The organism is Streptomyces sp. NPDC048696 (assembly GCF_043198895.1).
Classification (GTDB): domain Bacteria; phylum Actinomycetota; class Actinomycetes; order Streptomycetales; family Streptomycetaceae; genus Streptomyces.
On the sequence record NZ_JBICVJ010000032.1, the window covers coordinates 1 to 18,265 of the forward strand.

The window sequence follows — 18,265 nt, forward strand, 5'->3', positions numbered from 1 at the left end:
CGCCCTCCTCCGCCTTGCAGCTGGACGCACCACACCCCCACTCACCGGCACCGAAACGGCGGCCCGGACCGAAGGCGGCCAGATCCACCGGACAGACCCTAGATCCCGAACGGCGCCGGGTAGCGTACGGTGCCGCGCGGCAGCGGGTGGGTCTCGTCGAGGGTCATGGCCATCATGGCCTCGTCGGGGACGTCGATCGTCAGGCCGATGCCGTGCGCGGAGGCCCGGGTGAAGCCGAAGCGCGGGTAGTACGCCGGGTGCCCGAGTACCACCACGTAGTACTCGCCCAGCTCCGCCGCCGCCCCCAACGCGGCCCGGACCACGGCCGAACCGGCACCGGTCCGCTGGTGCTCGGGTCGTACGGACACGGGCGCGAGGCACAGGGCCGGGGTGTCGTCGATGTGGCAACGGGTCAGCAGCGCGTGGCCGATGACCTGGTCGTCCTCGTCGACGCTGACGACGGACAGCCCGTCGATCCAGGAGGTATCGCCCCGCAGCGCATCGACGAGATCAGCTTCGTCCGGCTTCTCGAACGCGGCGAGGGTGATCTCACGGATGGCAGGGATGTCGGCGCCGGTCTCGGCGCGGGTGATCCAGTTCTTGTGTGTACGCATGACGGGATGAGGATCCGTTTCATGTGAGGTTCGTGTGATGTGCGGGCGGACTGCCTCGCGAGCTCATGCTCCAGCGAGGCGGTACGACAGGGTCAGGCCGTGGCCCGGGACGCGAGGTCGATCCGGGCGCTGCTCGCCGCAGCGGCCTTGAGCACGGTCATCAACCCACCTCCCTCTTCATCCTCATCCGAAACCGTACGAACGCGCCGAACGTAGCACAGCGCCCCGGTGCTCTTCCTTCGAATTTCCCGAGCGGCGGACACCGGTTCACCGAGAGGGGCCTGCGGTGGCTCGATCGGGTTGTCCGTTGTCGAGGCTTCACCTTTCGCCCCGCTGAGCCTCCATGATCTCGGGTGGCGTCCATCACCCGAGCGATAGGGTCCCGTTCATGAGGAACTTCCGTTCCCTCGTCGCCGACAGGCTGGTCCGTATCCATCTCGCGCGACTGCGCCGCAGCCGACGGGGTGACGGTGGTCTCGGTGAGACTCTGCTTCCCGACTCCTTGTCGATGGCCTTACGGCGCGACGGGCTGGAGCCCGTCGCCGACCTGGACCGGAAGCGGGAGGCCGCGCCTGTGATCAGGGCGGCACGGTGGTTCGGGGTGAACGCCTGGCTGGTCACCGGGCATGACGAGGTGAAGGCGGTTCTCGGCAGGGCGGGTGCGTTCAGCAATGACTTCTCGCGGCTGGTGGAGCGGGCCGGGCTCGACGCGGGGGCGCACCCCGGCGGCCTGGGGTTCAGCGACCCGCCCGACCACACGAGGCTTCGGCGGCTGCTGACGCCGGAGTTCACGATGCGCAGGCTCGAACGGCTCGCGCCCCGGATCCAGGAGATCGTCGAGGGCCGACTCGACGCCATGGCGGAGCAGACCGGTCCCGTCGATCTCATGCGGGCCTTCGCCCTGCCCGTGCCCTCCCTGACGATGTGCGAACTGCTCGGCGTCCCGCACGCCAACAACCCCGAGTTCCAGCGGTTGAGCGTGGCGCACTTCGACGTGTCCGGCGAACCGGACGAGGTGTTGCGCGCGGCGTCGACAGCCTTGTCCCATCTGATGCGTCTCGTACGGCAGCAGCGCGAGTCACCCGGTGACGGCCTGCTCGGCATGCTGGTGCGCGAGCACGGCGACGAGATCAGCGACCGGGAACTCGCCGGACTGGCCGACGGCGTGCTGACCGGCGGGCTGGAGACGACGGCGAGCATGCTGGCTCTCGGCACCGTCGCCCTGCTCGCCGACCCCGTACACCTCCGGCTGTTGCGCCACGAGGCGGGCGGAGGCGAAGTCGAGTGGCTGGTGGAGGAGTTGCTTCGCTATCTGTCGGTCGCGCAAGTCGCGTTCCCGCGATTCGTCCGCCACGACATCGACATCTGCGGAGTGACGATGAAGAAGGGGGATCTCGTGGTGTGCTCACTCAGTGGTGCCAACCGCGATCAGTCCCTCGGTCCCGGGGCCGAGCGGTTCGATCCGACGCGGCGCGTCGCCGCCCGCCCTTCCCATCTGGCCTTCGGCCACGGCATCCACCGGTGCATCGGCGCCGAGCTGGCCCGGATGGAACTGCGCATCGCCTATCCCGCACTCGCGCGCCGGTTCCCCGCCATGCGGCTCGCCGTCGAGCCGCACGAGATCCCGTTCCGGAAGCTGTCGATCGTGTACGGGGTCGAGTCCCTGCCCGTACTTCTGCGCTGACGGCTGGAGCGGCAGGTCAGGTGCCGACCCGCTCCCTGCGGCTCTCGCTACGCGTCTGAGCGGGAACCTGGCGAGCCGCCCCGCCCGGCCGCCCCGGGCGCCGTCCCGCCAGGCGGCAGCCCAGGCAGTCGGGGTGGCCGCGCCGTGCGGCGGTGTCGCGGGTGCGCCAGTGGCGGTCGGCCATCGGGCGCGCCCCGGTGGGCTTGCCCCAGCCCGCCAGGTGCAACACCCAGCTGACGAGCGGGCCGAGGGCGACGACGGCCCAGCCCAGCCACAGCCCTGCCGCCGAGTCGCCCGCCAACCCCGCGCCGACGCCGACGGTGCCGATGAGGACCAGGGCGGTGCCGGTCCAGCCCGCCAGCGTATGGCCCATGTCGTGGTCGCCATGTGCACTCATGCCGCTCCTTTGATGTGATGGTTCCTGCCGCCGATGCCGCAGGCAGAGCGGCGGTGCAGCGCTTTATCTCACGATCTAAGTAACTTAGATACTAAGGAGTCAGTCGGTGGACGGCAAGCCGCGCCCGGACGCGACGTACGAGCAGGCGCTCTTCGCGATGGACCGCATGATCGCGCTCGCGCAGTTCGGACAGCAGGACATCGCCGCGCGGCTCGGGCTCAACGTCACCGACCTCACCTGCCTCGGCTTCATCATCGAGGCCGCGATGGCGGGCAAGAACCTCACGGCGGGCGACCTCGCCGAGCAGGGCCGCCTCACCACGGGCGCCGTGACCGGGGTGCTCAACCGGCTCGAAAAGACCGGTTACGCCCGCCGCCAGGCCGATCCGAACGACCGCCGCCGGGTGCATGTGGTGATGGAGGAGACCGCGCAGGCGCGCGTGATGGCGGTCTACGGCCCGTTCTACGAGCGCCTCTGCGCGCTGTTCGAGGACTACACCCCGGACGAGATCGCCGTGGTCGCGGACTGGTTCACCCGGGCGAGGTCGGCGATGCAGCTGTCGCTGGACGAGATCCGCGACGGCGGCGCGGCAGGCTGACGGAACGTCACCTGCCGCGCCGCTTAGGGTCGTTACGGTCCGGTCAGCTGATCGTCCAGTGCTGCAACGCCGCGTTCGTGTCGGCCTGCTGTGTCACCCGGCCCCCGTCGGCGGTCGACGACGTCGTCAGCAGGAGACCGCTGTGCACATTGGCGATCGCGTAGGCGCCGGAGGCGAGTCTCGTCACCCTCCAGTGCTGGTTGTCGGCGCCGGTGCAGGTCCACTGGATCACCGTCGTACCAGGCGCGGTGAAGCCGCCGTTGTCGTCGGCGCACAGGTTCGTGTACGCGTTGACGAGGGTGTACGAGCCGTCGGGCTGCTGGGTGAAGTTCCAGTTCTGGTTCTGCCCGCCGTTCAGCGACCAGGTGTCGAGCTGTACGCCGGTCGCCTTCGACCAGTCGGGGTCGTCAAGTGCCTGGCCGGACACGGAGATCGTGTGCGTGCCGTTGAGGTTGCCGCCGCTCGTCCCGGCCGGGGTGAAGGTCATCGTCTGCTCGGCGGCGGTCCGTGATCCGCCGACGGTGTTGCCGGTCGTGTCGGTCCAGCTGCGGTTGGGGGTGGTCTCGGCGAGCCGGCCGGTGTCCGAGGACATACCGAGGACCAGTCCGCTGTACCGGTTGACGAGCCGGTAGGCGCCGCTGCGCACACCGGTGGAGGACACGTTCGGGACGATGAACCACTGCTGCCCGACCGCGGCACCGCCGGATCCGGGCGCGGTGACGGACGGTTTCGTCGCCCAGGCGCGGGTGGCCGTCGAGCCGGAGTCGACGCCGAGCAGCTGCCCGGTGGCGGCGTTGGCGATCCGGTACGAACCGTCGCCGTTGCCCGTGAAACTCCAGGTCTGCAGGGTCGATCCGGTCGCACTCGGCACGGATGTGGTCGCCGTACCGCCCAAGGCCTGGGCGAGGACTCGGCCCGATCCGCTGCCGATGAGATAGGTCCGGTTCGGGTCGACGGGCGGGGCGGCAGGGGCGGACGAACCCACGGTGATGTCGGCGTACTCGCCGTCGGAGTGGGCGCACGCGATGGAGCAGTACGAGCGGAACGTCTTGCCGATGATCGTCGAGTTGGTCCTGTTCGCGCCGTCGACCAGCCAGCGGTACCAGGAGCCGGAGGTGTAACTGCCCGAGTCGCCGATCAGCGACCACTTCTGTGTGGACAGGTCGTCGGTGACGTAGAAGCGCTGCGGCGCCGTGCCGGAGACGACCTCGGGCTCGCCGATGTACAGGCCGAGATAGGCGTCGTAGGCGATGTTCATGATGAACAGGTCGGATTTGGCGGGGAGTCGGCCCGCCGCGACCTGCTGGTCGACGGTTCCGGTGTTCGCCGGGTTGTAGTCGTGGGAGACCGGCGTGTAGCCCGTCGGGGTGGCCGGGGTCGCCGGCACCATGTTGCTCTCCAGGCCGCCGACACCGGGCTGCGACCACGCGCCGTCGTACCACTTCGACCAGGATCCGGTCGCCATCTTCGACGAGATCGGCGCACGGGCGACGTGCGCCAGACCGCCGGTGCTGCCGCCGACCCCGCCCTTGGGGACGATCCGCGAGCCGTAGTAGACGTAGAAGTAGCCCGAGGCCGGGTCGACGAACAGCCGCTGGTCGCCGTCGCCGTAGTCGTACGTCTGGTTCGGGAAGGCCGCCGAGTCGTCGCGGGACGTGCTGTACGGGGACGTGATGGCGTGGCCCAGGATGGTCCACACCTTGCCCTGGTTCTTCGACACCGCGTAGTCGATCGCGTCGTAGTGCAGCCCGTCGCCGAACGGCTGGGGGGTGAACTCGTTGTGCACCAGGCCGTACCAGTCCCCCGTGTCCGGGTCGACCCACACCCCGACCAGGTCGCAGAAGTTCTTCTGGGAGTAGCCCGAGCCCGACCCCGCCGACGTCGCCCCGAGGCCGGTCGGGCTGTTGTTGCACCGCCATGTGGTGTCGTTGTTGCGGTCGCTGGAGTTGGCGGGGTTCACCGCGTCGCTGACCGCGCTCGACCGCTTGGCGTCGTCGAAGTCCGTGCCGGTGTAGAAGTCCCAGTACCGGGGCTCCGTGGCGCCGTACAGCGCGGCGGACTGCTGGAAGTAGAAGGTGCCGTCCTTGTCGATGTACGAGGAGGCGGGTGTGTCGGTGGGATACGCGTACGGGCCGACCGAGCCGACCGAGACCGTGTAGGTCGCGGCGGGCACGGTCGCCGACGCCGGGGCCGCGAGGCCCGCGACGATCACCGAGACCGCCGCGGCCGTGGCCGCGAGCGCTCTCTTCGCGCGATGAAGAGCCATGGTTGTCCTCCGAGTTCACCCCGAGCGGTCGTTGCCCGATCCCACCGCCGCACGGGGCCGGAGTACATGTGTTTTCGTCACGGCGTCTTGGCTTTTCCGGTCGGTCACGCACCTCGCTCCCGCCTCGGCTGCGCGTTTGTGCGCGTTCCAGCGGCGTTAACGTCATCTCTTGACATGAACGCGGCACTGCGCTGCACTTGTGCGCCGATCCCCCGCGGCCCTGACCTGGCTGGAGGCACGATGTCGTGTCCACCCTCGCACTCGGCACCACCCAGCGCGAAGCTCCTGTTCAGACTGCTGATCGCGGCCATCTGCACGGTGGCCGCGCTCGCCCTGCCCGCCCTCTCCGCGCCCGCCGTCGCCGCCGGTCCCGCGCACGCGTCCGCCGCGGCGCCACAGACCGTTCCGGCGTTGCGGCAGTGGACGGCCGGATCCGGTGCGTATACCTTCACCGCCACCAGCCGGATCGTCGTCGATCCCGCGTACTCCGCCCAACTGGCCAGTGAGGCGGGCACGTTGGCGGACGATCTGTCGGCGCTGACCGGGCGTACCGTGGCCGTCGCCACGGGGACCGCGAGCACCGGAGACATCGGGCTCACCCTCGGTGGCAGCACTCTGCCGGCCGAGGGCTACCGGATGACGGCCGGTCAGACCCTCGGCATCCAGGGCGCCACCGCCACCGGCGTCTTCTACGGCACCCGTACCGTCCTCCAACTGCTGCACCAGTCGGCCACGGTGGCGGCCGGGACGGCGGTGGACTGGCCGACCAAGCCCGAGCGCGGGCTCATGATCGACCAGGGGCGGAAGTTCTTCACCGTGGCCTGGGTGAAGCAGCACATCAAGGAGCTGGCCTACCTCAAGCTCAACTACTTCCACTTCCATCTGTCGGACACCTACGGCTTCCGGCTCGAAAGCTCCACCCACCCGGAGATCGTCTCCGCCGACCACTACTCCAGGCAGGACATCGCCGACCTCGTCGCGCTCGGGCGGAAATACCACGTCACCCTGGTCCCCGAGATCGACACCCCGGGCCATATGAACGCGATCCTGGCCGCGCACCCCGAGCTCAAGCTCAAGAACAGCTCGGGCAGCGCCAGCGCCGACTTCATCGACCTCTCGCTGCCCGGCTCGTACACCCTGATCAAGGACCTGATCAACGAATACCTGCCGCTGTTCCCCGCCGCGTACTGGCACATCGGCGCGGACGAATACGTCACCGACTACAGCCAGTACCCCCAGCTGCTCAGCTACGCCCGCGCCCACTACGGCGCGAACGCCACCGCCAAGGACACCTACTACGGGTATGTGAACTGGGCCGACGCGCTGGTGCGGGCAGGCGGCAAGACCACCCGGATGTGGAGCGACGGGATCAAGTCCGGGGACGGCACGATCAGCCCGAACGCCGACATCGTGGTCGAGTACTGGTACAACTACGGCCTCACACCGCAGCAGTTGGCGGCCGCCGGGCACACCGTCGCCAACGAGTCCTGGACGCCCACCTACTACGTCCTCGGGGGTGCCAAACCCGACACCAAGTGGATGTACGAGAGCTGGACGCCGGATCTGTTCCAGGGCGGCACCACCGTCAATGACCCCGCCAGGAACCCCGGTTCGCTCATCCACGTCTGGTGCGACAACCCCGGCGCCGAGACCGAGGACCAGATCGCCTCGGGCATCATGTATCCGCTGCGCGCCCTCGCCCAGCAGACCTGGGGGTCGCCGAAGCCGGTGAGCAGCTACGCCGCGTTCACCCCGATCGTGGCCGCCGTCGGCCACAACCCGGCCTGGCCCGGGCTCTCCCAGCCCGGCAACCTCGCCCGCAACCGCCCGACCACCGCCTCCAGCACCGAGACGCCGAACTTCCCGGCCGCCTCGGCCACCGACGGCGATCCGGGTACCCGCTGGTCCAGCGCCTACAGCGACCCGCAGTGGCTCCAGGTCGACCTCGGCAGCACCCAGAGCGTCGGGCGCGTGGTGCTGCGCTGGGAGACGGCGTACGGCAAGTCGTTCCAGATCCAGCTCTCCGACGACGCCACCACCTGGCGCACCGTCTACTCCACCACCAGCGGAACCGGCGGGGTGCAGGACCTCACCGGCCTGTCCGGCGCCGGGCGCTACATCCGCGTGTACGGCACGCAGCGGGGCACGCAGTACGGCTATTCACTGTACGAATTCGAGGTGTACGGAGGCCAGTTGAGCGGGACCAGGACGCTCACGGCGGGCGGAAAGGCGCTCGACGACCCGGCGAGCTCCACCTCGTCCGGCACTCAGCTGATCACCTGGACACCGCACGGCGGCCCCAACCAGCAGTGGCAGCTGACCCTCAACTCCGACGGCAGCTACACCCTGGTCAACGGGGCCTCCAGACTCTGCGCGGATGTCGCGGGCGGCTCCGCCTCGGCCGGTGCGGCCGTCGTCCAGGCCACCTGCACCGGCGGCGACAGCCAGCGCTGGCAGATCACCGCCCTCGGCGCCGGTGGCTACTCGGTGGTCGACAAGGCGAGCTCGCTTGTGCTGACCACCGCCTCCGGCACGGACGGCTCTTTGGTCACCCAGCAGCCGGCCGACGGCTCGGCCTTCCAGCAGTGGCAGATCACCTGACCGGCGCGCGCTCATGACGGCCGGGCCGCCGCCTCCCGGTAGCGGCCCGGTGTGGTGCCGAACTCCCGGTTGAAGGCGTGGGAGAGGGCGAACGGGGTGCCGTAGCCGACGTGGTGGGCGATGGTGGACAGCGGGTCCGGGGTGTCGCGGAGCAGGGTGGCGGCGCGGGTCAGGCGCCACCAGGTGAGGTAAGCCATCGGAGCCCGGCCGACCAGCGTGGTGAACCGGCGGTTCAGGGTGGAGCGGGAGACGCCCACCTCGGCGGCCAGCCGGTCGCCGGTCCACGGCGCGGCCGGGTCCGAGTGCAGCGCCCGCAGCGCGGCCGCCACCACCGGGTCACCGAGGACCCCCGGCCAGGCTCCGGTCGTGCTCTCCTGCATCCAGGCCCGGATCATATAGACGAGCAGCAGGTCGAGCAGGCTGGGGACGGCGATGCACGCGCCGGGCCGCCCCGCGCCCACCTCGCCGCCCAACAGGTCGATGGCGGAGCGGAGTTCGGGGTGGACGCCGACACGGTTGGGCAGATGGACGATCTGGGGCAGCTCCGCCATGAGCGGGTGGACGCGGCTGCGGTCGAGTCGGTAATTGCCGCAGAGCATCTGCACATCGCCGCCGCCCGCTCGCGAGGCGCCCATATGGCGGTGTCCGTCGGCGAACCAGTGCTCGAACGGCGTCGCCCGCTCAACCGCCCCCGCGTCCACGGGGGAATCGGCGATCACATGGCCCGCCCCGTGCGGCAGCAGCACCACGTCACCCGCCCCGAGCGTGACCGCGGGCCCGCCGCTGTCCGGCAGCAGCCAGCAGGCGCCTTCCAGCACGACATGGAAACCGGCACCGTCGTACGACGCGAAGCGGGTGCACCATGTCCCGCTCACCCGCACCTTGTTGGAGGAGGGCTGTCCGATGCGTACAGCCGAGATCGCGTCACTCACCACATCCACTCGGGCAGGGTATCGCCTGCCTCGGTGATGAGCCGAATGCGTATGTGAGCGACCCATATGAGCATTGAGAGGGCCAGCCGGTCGTTTCTAGGATCATTTACATGAACCAAGAGAACGCGCGGAGCGTCATGCTGGGGGATGTCGAGGTCATCCGGGTCGTCGAGTGGCAGGGGGCGTTCGCGCAGGCCCGCGACTTCGTCCCCGGGGTCGACGCCGAGGTGTGGCAGGACAACGAGGGCTGGCTGGCGCCGGATCACTGGGACCCGGAGACCGACCGGGCCACGGTCGCCCTGCAGACCTGGGTGCTGCGCAGTGCCGGACGGACCGTCGTGGTCGACACCGGGGTGGGCAACGGCCGAGAGCGGCCGGGCTCCGCCGCGTTCCACCACTGGCAGGGCGACTTCCTGGGCGGTCTCGCCCGGGCGGGCGTGCGCCCGCAGGACGTCGACGTCGTGGTCAACACCCATGTGCACGCCGACCACATCGGCTGGAACACCCACTGGGCCGGGGACGACTGGGCGCCGACGTTCCCCGACGCCCAGTACCTCGTTCCGGCCGCCGACGACTTCCACTTCGGCCCGGACAACGGCTACGCGGGCGGCCTTCGGGTGGACGACCGGCTGATGTACGAGGACAGCGTCGCGCCCGTCCACCGCGCCGGGCAGGTCGTGCTGTGGGACCGCGAGTACCGCATCGACCAGCACCTCACCCTGGAGTCCGCGCCCGGCCACACGCCCGGCTCGTCGGTGCTGCGCCTCGCGTCCGGGAGCGACCGGGCGGTGTTCGTGGGCGATCTGCTGCACAGCCCGGTGCAGATCCTCGAACCGTCCTGCAACAGCTGCTTCTGCATGGACGCTGACCAGGCGGTGGCCAGCCGCCGCCGGATCCTGGAACGGGCCGCCGATGAGCGGGAGTTGGTGGTTCCCGCGCACTTCGGCGGCGCGGGCGCCGTCGAAGTGCGCCGCGACGGCAGCCGGTTCGCCCTCGGACCGGCGGGGGTCGGCCCGGGACGGTGACCCGCGTGGCGCGGCCGGAGGTGGGGCGGCGGCCGGGATGTCGGCCGCCGCCGGTGTGCGCACGCGCCGGTTCGGGCGCGAAGCGCGGGGATCAGCCCGCCGCCAGCTCCTCGGCGATCGCCGCCGTGAAGGCGTCGACGTCGGCCTCGGTGGTGTCGTACGAGGTCATCCAGCGGACCTCGCCGATCTGCTCGTTCCAGGTGTAGAAGCGGAAGCGCTTCTGCAGGCGCTCGGTGACCGCGGGCGGCAGGATCGCGAAGATCTGGTTGGCCTGCACCGGGCGGGGGATCTCCAGGCCCGGCAGATCGCGGACCGCCTCGTACAGGCGCTGGGTCATCTCATTGGAGCGCGCGGCCGAGCGCAGCCAGAGGTCGCCGCCGAGCAGGGCCTCGAACTGCACGGACAGGAACCGCATCTTCGAGCCGAGCTGCATGCTCGCCTTGCGTATGTGGGCCATGCCGCGCACCGCGTCCTCGTTGAGCACGACGACGGCCTCGCCGAAGAGCAGGCCGTTCTTGGTGCCGCCGTAGGAGAGGACGTCGACGCCGGCGTCGGTGGTCATCTCGCGCAGGGACACGCCGAGGGTGGCGGCGGCGTTGGCGAGGCGGGCGCCGTCCAGGTAGACGAGCATGCCGAGGCTGTGGGCGTGGTCGCAGATCGCCCGGATCTCGTCCGGGGTGTAGCAGGTGCCGACCTCGGTGGACTGGGCGATGGAGACGACCTTGGGCTTGGCCCGGTGCTCGTCGTCGAAGCCCCAGGCCTGACGGTCAATCAGTTCGGGGGTCAGCTTGCCGTCCCAGGCGGGCACGGTCAGGAGCTTGATGCCGGCCATCTTCTCCGGCGCCCCGCACTCGTCGACGTGGATGTGGGCCGTCTCGGCGCACACCACGGCCTCCCAGCGGTCCAGCATGGCCTGGAGGGCGACCACGTTGGCGCCGGTGCCGTTGAAGACCGGGAACGTCTGCGCGGTGGGGCCGAAGTGGCCGCGCATCACCTCCTGGAGGCGCTCGGTGTAGACGTCCCCGCCGTAGCTGACCAGGTGGCCGCCGTTGGCCTGGGCGATCGCCGCCAGCACCTCGGGGTGCACACCCGCGTAGTTGTCACTGGCGAAGCCGCGGGCATCCGGGTCGTGTCGTCGCTCTACGGTCATCGTGCTCACTCGTTTCGGTCGTACGGTGTGTCGATTGCGGTCCACAAGCGGGCCGGGACCCGGTTCACAGCGCCACGGGCTCCGTCCGGGCGCGGGCCTTCTCCAGGCCCCGCACCAGCGGCGGCCCGGCCAGGCCCAGCAGCGCGAACAGCGCCGCGAGGACCACCCACCCGGTCGCCGCGGCGCCGACGATCAGCGAGGTCATCAGCCACGGCCCGGCGAACTGCTGGAGTCCGCGCCCCAGGGAGAACACCGCCTGGTACTCGCCCTGCCGGTCCGCCGGGGCGAGCCCGAAGGCGAGCCCCCAGCCCGCGGACGCCTGACACAGCTCGCCCAGGACCAGGACCAGCGCGCCGCCCAGCAGGGCCGCGCTGTCCAGGAGGGAGCCGTGCCCCGCGCTCAGCGCGAAGACCAGGCAGGACGCCCCCAGCGACCAGCCCGCCCAGCGCAGCATACGTGCTGCTCCGGCGGGGGTCCGAGCGCCCCTGCTGACCATGACCTGGAAGAGCAGCACCAGGACGGTGTCGAGGATCAGCAGGCCCGAGACCATCAGCGCGGGCGCGTCGGTGCGGGTGACGATCCACAGCGGCAGGCCGACGGTGAGCAGCGGCTGATACAGCTCCAGCGCCCCGCACACCAGCGCGATCGCGACATAGCGCACGTCCCGCAGCGCGGAGCTGTGCAGCACACCCGCCGTTTCCTCGCTCGGCGGCGGCTCCTCGGCGGCCTTCACCCCCGTACCGCGCATCGTCAACAGGAGGGCCACGGAGACGAGTTGGAGTGCCGCGTTGGTCAGGACGGTGGCGTACAGGACGGTCGAGGTGTCGGCCGCGATGGCGGCTCCGGCCAGTACGGCGCCGCCCAGGAATCCCAGGTTGAACAGGCTGCGCATCTGCGCGCTGACCCGGACCCGCTCCTCCTCGCCCACCAGCGCGTCGGTGAGCGACGCCTGGAGGGCACCCGCCGAGGTTTCCAGTACGGCGATGCCGCAGGCGACCGCGAGGAAACCGGCGAAATCGTCCACGGCGCAGTACGCGGTGAAGCCGACGGCGGCGAGCAGGAAGTTTGCGGTCAGCACCCGGCCCGCGCCGAGCCGGTCGGCGAGCCGGCCGATCGGCACGGTGCAGAGCAGCCCGCACAGCCCGGCCACCGACAGCGCCAGGCCCACGCGCTGGGCGGAGATGCCGATGGTCTGCGTGAAGAACACCGCGCTTGAGGTGAGGAACACCCCGAGCCCGAGCGACTGGATGAGGGTGAGCACCCCGAGCCTGCGCGCGTTGCCGGCGGACGGAAGGGTCTCCCGGAGCCAGCCGCGCAACACGGTGCCGGGGTCGCGTGCGTCAGCCATGCGACGGCGCCACGGCGTCCTGCGACGGCTCGACCGGCTCGGTCGGCTCGGTGCGCAGCCCGTACCCGTCCATCACCGCGAGCACGGCACGGCGTACGTCGGCGGCGCTGTCGCCCCGCAGGCGGAAGATGCCGCTGCCGTCGTCGTAGCTGCCCGGGCCGGTCATCAGCTGCCCGATCGCGGGCAGCTCCTCGTGGTAGACCTCCGGGACGCTCTCGCGGGGCGAGGTGCGGTGGGTGACCGTGCTGGGCACCTCGCGCGGGGCGGGGTAGATGAGCCACCCTCCCCCGGCGGGCGTCTGAGTGCCGTTCGCCCGCCACAGCGGGGGCAGCCCGATCGCCGCGCGGAACGCCTCGGCGAACAGGTCGATGCCGTAGAGGTCGACGTGCAGGAACGGCACCTGGGCGCCGCCGGGCCGCAGTCCGACCTCCAGGAACACCAGCTCGCCCGCCGAGCGGCGGATCACCTCCAGGTGGAAGGCGCCGTCGCGCAGCCCGAGGGCCCCAAGACAGCCGTCGGCGAAGGCGGTGAGCTCGTCGCGCTCGGGCCCCTCGTCGAGGAGGACCGATCCCAGCGGCAGCCCGCGGGCGTAGTCGAGGCAGGTGTTGACGTACTGGGAGGCGCTGACGAAGTGGAGGGCGCCCGCCCGGTAGACGCCGTCGACGTGGAAGATCTCTCCTTCCACGTACTCCTCGCACTCGTACGCGGTGGGCTCGACGCCGTCCAGTGCCTCGCGCAGGGCTTGCATCGTGCCCACCACGGTGACGCCTTCGGAGCCCGCCGCGGCTCGCGGCTTGAGGACCAGCGGCAGACCGCCCAGCTCCTCGGCCACCGTCTCGGCGCTCGGCGCGTCGTCGAGGTGGCGAAAGCGCGGCACCCGTATCCCGGCCGCGCCGACGACGCTCTTCATGGCGGGCTTGTCCTTGAAGCGGCGTACGAGATCGAGGCCGTAGCCACCCGCGACGCCCAGCTCCGCCGAAAGCCGGGCGGCCGTGAAGATGTCGTACTCGGACTGGCCGAAGACGGCGTCCGGTATGCCGTGCCACACCGCGATCTCGCGCAGCACGGGCAGCACGTCGTCATAGGCGAGGCTGTCGAGCACCCGGATCTCCAGGGCGCTCTCCTTGTCGAGCGCGGGCAGCCCGCCGGGCGTGGTGAGGTACACCATCCGGCAGGGGGTGCCGTCGAGGAAGCGGTGGTACTCGCCGAACTCGTCGCCGGAGCGGTTGAGGACGACGTACAGCGGGAGGGGCTCGTCGCCGTACAGGGGAAGGGTCTCGTCGCTCACGCGTCCGCTCCCGGTCGCAGGGTGTCGGGCAGGCAGGCGTCGAGGTCGGCGGCGCCGACCCGGCTGAAGCCGGGGGCGGGCACGGTCCGGTCGGCCGGGGTCGGGGCGAGGAAGGCGGCCGCGCGCGGCTCGCCGGTGCCGCCGAGCGCCTGCCAGATCCGCTCGGCGAGGTCCGGCATCACCGGGAAGGCGAGCAGGGACAGGCCCTTGAGCCACCAGTAGGCGCCGTCCTCGGCCGCGTGGGCCACCGCGTCGTCGGCGCACCAGCGGTCCAGGGCCGCGACCGCGCGCCGGGTGGAGACGCGAGTGGCGTCCAGGGCCGCGGACTGCTCGGCGAGCAGGGATTCGAGGAGTTCGGCCGAGGCCGTGGCGGGTGCGTGGGGCTCGCCGTCGGGGAGCCTGCCCCAGGCGGCGGCGATCCGCTTGCCGAGGTCGTCGGCGAGCGTGGCGTTGGCCGTGGCGAGGAAGTCCGCCGTCTCGAAGCTCGCGGGCGCGGACTCCAGGTCGGCCCCGGCGAGGAAGTACCGCACGGCGTCCACGGCGATGGCGGGCGAGGCGGCGACGTCGGCGGCCCAGATGGCGTGCCGGGCGCTGGTGGAGAACTTGCGGCCGGCCAGTTGGTAGAAGTGGTTGATCAGACACCGGTCGTACGGCTTCATGTCGCCGTGCAGCAGGCTGGTGCCGACGATGGAGACCAGCGTGGGGATGACGTTGTCGATGCCGAGCGTGGTGATGGTGGTGACACCGGAGCCGGGGTCGAACGCGTTCACCCCGGTGCCGGAGAGCTGTCCGTGGACGGCTCCGGCGAGCCGCGCGAACATGAAGATCCCGGCGTACGGGAAGAGGGCGTGCGGGACGTCCGCCTCGGGGGCGGGCAGCGCCAGGCCCCACGTCTGCGGGGCGCTGAGCCGTACGGTCAGGCCGTCGCGCTCCAGGAACCGCGCCACGGTCTCCCGGTAGCGCTCGGCGATCCCCAGCTCGGCGAGGGTGGCGTCGAGGACGTCGCGCTCGGGCACCCGCAGGAACAGGCTGGAGATCTCCCGCCAGGTCAGCGGGCCCTCCTCAAGGAGCGGACGCGGCTCGACGACCGACTCGGGCAGGAAGTGCGCGCTGCACTCCTCGCAGAAGTAACTGGCCACCCCCGCACCGCACTCGGGGCAGCGGCCCTGGAGCCAGCCGCCCACCACCCAGCGGTCCGACGCCTCGCAGTACGGCACCCGCTCGGTGCGGGTCAGCACCGCGCCCCGGTCCTTCAGGCGCGCGATGGAGGTGGCGACCTCCTGCTCGAACAGATCGCGCCACGGCTCCTGGTCGGGGCTGATGAAGGCGTCGACACCGATGCGCAGCGCGGCCAGGTCGTCCTGGATGCGGCGGCCGTAGCGGGCGGCGACCTCGGTGGGCGTCGACTGCTCGGCGTGCGCCTTGAGCGTCACGTACGACTCGTACACATCGCTGCCGGTGATGACCAGCGGCAGGTCGCCGCGTACGCGCAGATGGCGCGCGATCATGTCGGACCACAGGAAGGGGCCGCCGATGTGACCCAGGTGCAGCGGGCCGTTGGGGGTGGCCTCGGGCGGCACCAGGAGGTAGTGCTGGGGGACGCGTGCGTCCCCCGTCAGCAGCAGGCTCATATCCGCGTTCTCCCGTAGAGCAGGTCCAGTACGTCCTCGGCCATGGCCGGGGCGAGTCGGTAGCCGGAGCCCGAGCCGCCGATCGCCATCACCACGTCGTCGTCGCCGACGGTGTCGACGACGGGAAGGTGGCCGGGGGTGAAGCAGTCGCCCAGGACCCGGCCGCCCAGCAGGTGCGGGACGAATCCCGGTACGTGCCGCTCCAGCAGGGCGAGGGCCACGTCCCGGTCGCGGGCGTCGACGGCCAGCGGCTCGTCGGGGCCCCGGTCCCAGTCGGGCGAGGTGATGCTGAAGATCCAGTGGCCGCCCGGGTGATGGGGCAGCAGGAAGGCGTCGGCGTCCTCGAAGATCAGCGCGGGCGCGCCCGGCGGGGGCGTCGTCATGATGTGGAACGCCACCACCTTCTTGACCCGGGCGCCCCGCTCGCGGGCGGCGTCCGCCACCGGGCCGGACAGGGCCCAGGGGCCGGGTGCGACGACCGCCTTGTCCGCCGTGACCCGGCTGCCGTCGGTGGCGACCAGCTCTACGCGCTCGCCCGCGCGGCGCACGGAGGCGACCCGGAAGCCTTCGAGGAGGGTGTTCGCGGGGCTGCTCAGCACCGCGTCGAGCAGGTGGTCCGCGAGCAGTTGGGGCTGCCCGGCGGTCATGGGGGCGGAGGCGAGCAGCACCTCGCCGTCGCCGTGGGCGAGCCCGGGGAACACCTCGTCCAGCATGCGCCGCTGCCGCGGCTCCACCGGGGAGGTCGTGCCGCCGTCGGCCATCGTCGCGTCGAGCGCCGCCACGTTGTCGCGCCCCAACAGCCAGTAGACGTCGACCGGTTGGCGCCCGGCGCCGGGCAGGTCGGCCAGCTCGGTGGCCAGCTTGTCGAACAGCGCGGTGCTGCGGGCGGCCAGCTCACGTTGGGCGGGGTTGTGTCCGGTGGGCGTGTCGAACCCGGCGGACACCCGGGTCGCGCCCGTCCCGCGCGCCCCGTGAGTGATCACGAGGACGCGGCGGGCGGGATCCTGTCGTACGGCGTAGTACGCGGTGAGCGCGCCCACCACGCCCGCGCCGACAACGGCCAGGTCGTAGTGGGGCACGCCACCGGACTCGCTGGTGGTGTCAGGCATCGGGGGCCGACCACCAGAAGGAGAAGATGACCAGCTCCTCGCCCTGGTCGGCGAAGACCTCGTGGAGCACCTGCGAGGGCCAGCCGACCACCGCACCGGGGCCCACCACCGAACGCTCGCCGTCCACCACCAGCGTGCCGGATCCGGCGTGCAGCACCCAGATCTCCTGCACGTCGTGCTGGTCCGGCGAGCTGGTGCCGCCGGGCGGCACCGTGAAGCGGGCCATCTGGAACGGTACGGACGGGAAGCACGAGCGGGCGAAGTCCGCCTCGGCGACGGTGACCCCGTCCGGCTCGACGTCGGTGGGCAGGAAGGGCACGGCGGCGGTGGACACCCCGGAGGCACTGGCCGCCACCGATTCGGGCGGCGACTGCTGACGGTCCGTCATACCTGGTACCTCGTCTCACCGAGCATGCTGTTGACGATGACCGCGCTGCGCCACGCCAGCAGACTCAGGTTGGGGTCGGCGACGCCCCAGGCGTGCCGGGCGCCGTTCTGGATGTAGATGCGGTTCTCGGCGGGGCCGTCCCAGTCGAGGGAGAAGTCGTCGCGGACGCGGAGCAGCCCGTCGGTGCGCCGCAGCCGGGGTGCGAGCGTGGACATGAAGCCGGGCAGCTCATAGGCGTATCCGGTGCACAGGATGACGATGTCCGCCGCGAGCATGGCGGGAGCGTCGAGGCCGGAGGACTCGGTGTGCAGCTTGAACTCGTCCGGGCCGCCCTCCAGGGCGGTGACCGTGCAGTCCGGCAGGAACCGCAGTCTGCCGGGGTTGTTCTCCAGGTATTCGTCGCGATAGCTCAACCGGTAGATGTCCTGGAGGACTTGGAGGTCGATGCCGTCGCTGGTGTACTTCTGCCGTTCCAGGAGGCGGGCCTTGCGCTCGGCGGGCAGCGCGTGGAAGTGGCGGACGTAGTCCGGGGAGTAGAGGTCGTTGGCGAACGGCGAGTCGTCCATCGGCTGGAACGAGGTGCGCCGGCTGGCCCAGGTGATGCTCTCCGGGGACGCTTCGGTGGCGAGGTGGCGCACGATCTCCGCCCCGCTCTGCCCACCGCCGACCACGACGACCCGTCGCCCGCTGACGTCGGGCGCCCGCAGCAGGAACTCCCCGGAGTGGAACACCGAGGGCCCCAGGAACGGGCGGAACGTCTCGGGGATCGACGGGGTCAGACCCGTGCCGAGGACGAGATGACGAGCCGTCACCTCGCTGTCATTCGTGCGCACCTGGAAGGCACCGTCGTGGAAGTCCACGCTCTGGACGTCCGCGCCGAACGTCAGGCTGGGCAGCCGGTCGGCGACCCACTGGAGGTACTGGTTGAACTCCGCGCGCAGCACGGCCGGGAAGTCAGCCGCGAGGAAGCGGTAGAGGCGTCCCTCGGTGGCCAGGAACGACAGGAACGAGAACGGGCTGGTGGGGTCGACGAGGGTCACCAGGTCCTTGAGCAGCGAGACCTGGAGGGTGGCTTCGGGCAGCAGCAGACCGGGGTGCCAGGAGAAGGTCTCCCGGCGCTCCAGATGGGCGCCCCGCAGGCCGTCGACCGGGTGCGCGAGGGCGGCCAGGCTCATGTTCGCGGGCCCGACGCCGACGGCGGCGTAGTCAAGTATGTGTGCGTTCATGGTCTTGT

15 protein-coding genes are annotated in these 18,265 nt (G+C 71.0%); 4 read left to right on the forward strand and 11 right to left on the reverse strand.

What is annotated here, in order from left to right; translation table 11 throughout:
* Positions 1-98: 98 nt before the first annotated feature.
* Positions 99-614 (reverse strand): N-acetyltransferase, encoded by a 516-nt coding sequence (locus tag ACGFRG_RS35595; protein ID WP_361417659.1) that lies wholly within the window; start codon positions 612-614, stop codon positions 99-101.
* 388 nt (positions 615-1,002) lie between these two features.
* Here ACGFRG_RS35595 and ACGFRG_RS35600 point away from each other — a divergent pair, with 388 nt between their 5' ends.
* Positions 1,003-2,298 (forward strand): cytochrome P450, encoded by a 1,296-nt coding sequence (locus ACGFRG_RS35600; protein WP_393270762.1) that lies wholly within the window; start codon positions 1,003-1,005, stop codon positions 2,296-2,298.
* A 16-nt stretch (positions 2,299-2,314) separates the two neighbouring features.
* Here the strand turns inward: ACGFRG_RS35600 and ACGFRG_RS35605 are convergent, their stop codons facing one another.
* On the reverse strand, positions 2,315-2,695 hold the full coding sequence (locus ACGFRG_RS35605; protein WP_361417666.1) for an HGxxPAAW family protein: 381 nt from the start codon (positions 2,693-2,695) through the stop codon (positions 2,315-2,317).
* Between the two features lie 106 nt (positions 2,696-2,801).
* Here ACGFRG_RS35605 and ACGFRG_RS35610 point away from each other — a divergent pair, with 106 nt between their 5' ends.
* Positions 2,802-3,293: a MarR family winged helix-turn-helix transcriptional regulator gene (locus ACGFRG_RS35610; protein WP_393270764.1), complete on the forward strand. Its 492-nt coding sequence runs from the start codon at positions 2,802-2,804 to the stop codon at positions 3,291-3,293.
* Between the two features lie 43 nt (positions 3,294-3,336).
* Here ACGFRG_RS35610 and ACGFRG_RS35615 read toward each other — a convergent pair whose 3' ends face one another.
* On the reverse strand, positions 3,337-5,559 hold the full coding sequence (locus ACGFRG_RS35615) for an RICIN domain-containing protein (RefSeq protein WP_393270767.1): 2,223 nt from the start codon (positions 5,557-5,559) through the stop codon (positions 3,337-3,339).
* 240 nt (positions 5,560-5,799) lie between these two features.
* Between ACGFRG_RS35615 and ACGFRG_RS35620 the strand changes: the two genes are divergently transcribed.
* Positions 5,800-8,160, forward strand: coding sequence for a family 20 glycosylhydrolase (locus tag ACGFRG_RS35620; protein WP_393270770.1), 2,361 nt, complete (start codon positions 5,800-5,802; stop codon positions 8,158-8,160).
* A gap of 11 nt (positions 8,161-8,171) precedes the next feature.
* Here ACGFRG_RS35620 and ACGFRG_RS35625 read toward each other — a convergent pair whose 3' ends face one another.
* A complete protein-coding gene (locus ACGFRG_RS35625) occupies positions 8,172-9,101 on the reverse strand; it encodes an AraC family transcriptional regulator (RefSeq protein ID WP_361417677.1) in 930 nt (309 codons plus the stop codon).
* 101 nt (positions 9,102-9,202) lie between these two features.
* Between ACGFRG_RS35625 and ACGFRG_RS35630 the strand changes: the two genes are divergently transcribed.
* Positions 9,203-10,117 carry an MBL fold metallo-hydrolase gene (locus ACGFRG_RS35630; protein WP_393270773.1) on the forward strand — a complete coding sequence of 305 codons (915 nt, stop codon included), beginning with the start codon at positions 9,203-9,205 and terminating at the stop codon, positions 10,115-10,117.
* Positions 10,118-10,208: 91 nt separating this feature from the next.
* Here the strand turns inward: ACGFRG_RS35630 and ACGFRG_RS35635 are convergent, their stop codons facing one another.
* From ACGFRG_RS35635 to ACGFRG_RS35665, 7 genes are all read right to left on the reverse strand, one after another.
* Entirely contained in the window at positions 10,209-11,267 is a 1,059-nt protein-coding gene (locus tag ACGFRG_RS35635) for a threonine aldolase family protein (protein WP_393270776.1), read from the reverse strand.
* 64 nt (positions 11,268-11,331) lie between these two features.
* Positions 11,332-12,615, reverse strand: coding sequence for an MFS transporter (locus ACGFRG_RS35640; protein ID WP_361417686.1), 1,284 nt, complete (start codon positions 12,613-12,615; stop codon positions 11,332-11,334).
* Positions 12,608-13,903, reverse strand: coding sequence for an acetyl-CoA carboxylase biotin carboxylase subunit family protein (locus tag ACGFRG_RS35645; RefSeq protein WP_393270779.1), 1,296 nt, complete (start codon positions 13,901-13,903; stop codon positions 12,608-12,610). Before ACGFRG_RS35645 ends, ACGFRG_RS35640 begins: the two co-directional genes overlap by 8 nt.
* Complete coding sequence (locus ACGFRG_RS35650) at positions 13,900-15,534, reverse strand: class I tRNA ligase family protein (protein ID WP_393270782.1); 1,635 nt, start codon at positions 15,532-15,534, stop codon at positions 13,900-13,902. The genes ACGFRG_RS35645 and ACGFRG_RS35650 overlap by 4 nt, the downstream gene beginning before the upstream one ends.
* Complete coding sequence (locus ACGFRG_RS35655) at positions 15,531-16,643, reverse strand: NAD(P)/FAD-dependent oxidoreductase (protein ID WP_393270785.1); 1,113 nt, start codon at positions 16,641-16,643, stop codon at positions 15,531-15,533. The genes ACGFRG_RS35650 and ACGFRG_RS35655 overlap by 4 nt, the downstream gene beginning before the upstream one ends.
* Positions 16,636-17,031: a cupin domain-containing protein gene (locus tag ACGFRG_RS35660; RefSeq protein WP_361417698.1), complete on the reverse strand. Its 396-nt coding sequence runs from the start codon at positions 17,029-17,031 to the stop codon at positions 16,636-16,638. The genes ACGFRG_RS35655 and ACGFRG_RS35660 overlap by 8 nt, the downstream gene beginning before the upstream one ends.
* Entirely contained in the window at positions 17,028-18,257 is a 1,230-nt protein-coding gene (locus tag ACGFRG_RS35665) for a lysine N(6)-hydroxylase/L-ornithine N(5)-oxygenase family protein (RefSeq protein ID WP_393270788.1), read from the reverse strand. Before ACGFRG_RS35665 ends, ACGFRG_RS35660 begins: the two co-directional genes overlap by 4 nt.
* Positions 18,258-18,265 lie beyond the last annotated feature (8 nt).